Origin of the sequence: Kitasatospora sp. NPDC059722, assembly GCF_042733235.1 — a bacterium.
In the GTDB taxonomy this organism is placed as follows: domain Bacteria; phylum Actinomycetota; class Actinomycetes; order Streptomycetales; family Streptomycetaceae; genus Kitasatospora.
The window spans coordinates 65572-67258 of sequence record NZ_JBHWGD010000028.1 but is presented as its reverse complement, the minus strand read 5'-3'; the positions used below and the strand labels follow the sequence as shown (position 1 = coordinate 67258).

The following is a 1687-nucleotide window of genomic DNA, read 5'->3' as shown; positions in this document are numbered from 1 at the left end:
GGCCCGGGGGGGTCCCGGGGCGCGCGGGGGGGGGGGGGGCCCGGCGGGGGTTGGGGGCCCCTCCGCCCCCCGGCCGGGGGGCCGGGCGGCCGCGTCGCCGACGGCCACCGGGACGGTGAGCCGGTAGTAGCGGCCGATCGCGGCCTCGGCCGGGAAGCCGAGGGACGGGTCGGCGCCCCGGTACTCGCCGCGGCCGGGCTGGAGCTTGGGCGGCACGGGGTTGGCCCAGACGTTGTGCCGGTCGGTCGTGCCCCGCACCGCGACGGCGGTCCGCGCGTCGCGGCGCGCCGACGGGTCGGCGTCCGCGCCGAGGAAGAGGTCGGAGACCACGTGCGAGGCGTTGCCGTAGGCCTGGGGGGCGGTGCCGAGGTCCTCGTCGACGGTGACGGTGTACGCCTGGCGCAGGACGGGCGGGGCGGTGGTGCTGCCGGCCCGGGCGGTGCTGCGCTGCTCGACCCGGAAGACGGCGGTGCGGAACGTGCCGGCGAGCTCCAGGCTGCCCTCGGCGGCCGCGCCGCCCGAGCCGTCGGTGCTGCCGTCGGGGCCGGCCGGCGCGAGGGTGTTGGCGTCGACCGTCCAGCCGGGCCAGTCGGTGCGGTTGACCAGCGCCGGGGCGCTCGGGCTGCCGCCGGTGAGGGTGAGCCGGGCGGCGGTGGTGGTGCTCCCGGACTTGCCGGTCGCGAGGGCGGCCAGCCCGCTCGCGTGCAGCCGGGGGTTGCGCACGGAGCGCGAGAAGGTGAGCCGGAGGGTGCCGACCGTGCGCCAGGAGCCGTCGGCCTGTGGCCGCGCGTCGTGGATCCGGAACGTCTGGGCCGGGTCGCCCGGGCGCGTTCCGTCCGCGTACAGCCCGGCCGTGCGCCCCCCGCCGGCGCGGTCGGCCAGCTCGCCCGGTTCGGCGGTCGCGTCGAAGCCCGGCGAGGTGGCGAGGTCGAACCGGACGGAAAGGCCGGAGGGCAGGACCGCGCGCTGCTCGGCGCTCCAGGTGTCGGGGGACTGCTGGGCCGCCGAGGGCTGGTTCCAGACGATGAGGAGCCCTGCCGCGAAGGCGGCCAGGGCGGCGGCCGTGCGGGGGAACTGTCGGCGCATCCGGCTCTCCTTCGCGGTCGGCTGCCGGGTGGCGGGCAGTCTGGGCACAAGATGTGACAAAACGGAATCACGATGCCGAGCCGGTCATACTGCGACACCTGGGCTTCGGGCCGTGTCCCACCCGTTTGGAGGTCGTCCGGGCGGCAGGACGGGATGTACCCGAACCGGGCCGATTCATCCCCTACGGATACGAAAGAAGCCCCCGGCCGACGGCCGGGGGCTTCTTGCTGGTGCGCTCAGCAGGATTCGAACCTGCAACCTCTTGATCCGTAGTCAAGTGCTCTATCCGTTGAGCTATGAGCGCAAGGATCGGGCGAACCCGATCTTGCGGAGGTTGGTGCGCTCAGCAGGATTCGAACCTGCAACCTCTTGATCCGTAGTCAAGTGCTCTATCCGTTGAGCTATGAGCGCTCGCCCCGGTGAACGTGTCTCCGTGGCGTTGCGGGAACAACATTACATGACCTGCGACGCAGGACGAAATCGATTGCTCCGGCCCCGCCCGCCCCCGCCCGGACGTGCCGGGACATGCGAAGGGCCCCCCCCCCCCGTTGGGGGGGGGGGGGCCGGGGGGGGGGGGGGGGGTTGGGGTTTTAACCCCCAA

The 1687-nt window shown here is 74.5% G+C and carries 1 protein-coding gene and 2 tRNA genes; all 3 read right to left on the bottom strand.

All coding sequences use genetic code 11. The features are described from left to right. The coding region (locus ACFV4F_RS19690; protein ID WP_380504012.1) for a hypothetical protein at positions 1-1086 on the bottom strand (1086 nt) is incomplete at its 3' end. Positions 1087-1314: 228 nt separating this feature from the next. Continuing rightward, positions 1315-1390, bottom strand: a tRNA-Arg gene (locus ACFV4F_RS19685). 31 nt (positions 1391-1421) lie between these two features. Continuing rightward, positions 1422-1497: transfer RNA gene (locus ACFV4F_RS19680), tRNA-Arg, on the bottom strand. Between the last annotated feature and the right edge of the window lie 190 nt (positions 1498-1687).